This is a genomic window from Streptomyces sp. OfavH-34-F, from assembly GCF_022347745.1.
Classification (GTDB): domain Bacteria; phylum Actinomycetota; class Actinomycetes; order Streptomycetales; family Streptomycetaceae; genus Streptomyces.
Map to the genome: position 1 here is coordinate 1 of NZ_JAKRGC010000634.1, position 1118 is coordinate 1118.

The following is a 1118-nucleotide window of genomic DNA, read 5'->3' on the forward strand; positions in this document are numbered from 1 at the left end:
CGCGCCGTGCGGGGCGCGGCGGGCGTCGCGCAGGGCGAGCACCGCGTACCGGCCGTCCTCCGGCAGCCCGAGCGCCGCGGCGGTGTCGGGCAGGTCCGCGATCCGGACGGTGCCGTCGAGCAGCGCGGCGGCCATCAGGCGGTGCCGGTTCTCCCGGCGCCAGGCCATCCGGCGCTCCGCCCTGCGGTAGGCGTCGGCGACGACCCCGCAGTGTTCGTCCACGAAGTTCCAGACGTCCGCGGCGACGTGGACCAGCAGCCGGATGTCCTCCGGGTGGCGGCGGGCGGTCTCGTCCACCAGGTCCTGCCAGACCATCGCCCCGCCCATCCGGAACGCGTGCAGGACCGCGTCCAGCGGCACCCCCTGCTCGGCCCGGACCTCGCCGATGCGGCGCGAGGTGCGGTGCGCCGCGTCCCGGAACTCGCGCGGCTGGATGAGCGAGCCGACGTTGTGCCGCAGCGAGTGGTACACCTCCTGCCAGATCTCCGCGGGGTCGGCCTCGATCGCCGCACGGTAGGCGGGCTCCTGCTCCCGCAACGCCTCCACCAGCCGGTTCGTCAGCTCCGGCAGCGCCGCCACCAGCACCCGTGCGGCCCGGTGCAGGACGGCGACGGCGTCGCGGTCGGCCAGTGAGCGGAAGCGGCGCGGGACCGCGGCGACGGGCGCCGCCGCGTGCAGCGCCGTGACCCGTGAACGTACGACCTGTGGCATGGCGGCCTCCACCGGGATTCGGCCGGCTCGCGAACGGCCGGCTCCGGCCCGCCCTGCCCAGCACGAGGCCGCGGGCGCACCGAAAGATCCTGTCGCCCGCAGAATGACATACCGCCCAGTCGGTACCTAGGGGTGTGCGGCCTCCTTCTCATCACGTTCCGGCAACCCCGGGGGCTCGCACGGGGCTTCGGGGGCGGCTCTGAGCAGCCCGGCCAGCTCCGTGCGGGAACGCACCCCAAGGGCCGCGAACACATTGCGCAGGTGGTGGTCGACGGTCCGGGTGCTCACCGAGAGGCGCAGTGCCACCTCCCGGTTGGTGGCGCCCTCGGCCACGCAGCGGGCGATGCGCTGCTGCTGCGGGGTGAGCGCGGCCAGCGGCGCGGCGCCGCCCGGGGGCGCCGGCGGCT

The 1118-nt window shown here is 75.9% G+C and carries 1 protein-coding gene and 1 pseudogene; both read right to left on the reverse strand.

The features are described from left to right. Positions 1 to 711: pseudogene (locus tag MHW47_RS35595) on the reverse strand (PucR family transcriptional regulator); the annotation flags it as partial. A 126-nt stretch (positions 712 to 837) separates the two neighbouring features. Continuing rightward, positions 838 to 1118, reverse strand: a 281-nt coding sequence (locus tag MHW47_RS35600) for a helix-turn-helix transcriptional regulator (protein ID WP_239227928.1), incomplete at its 5' end; no start/stop codon positions are given.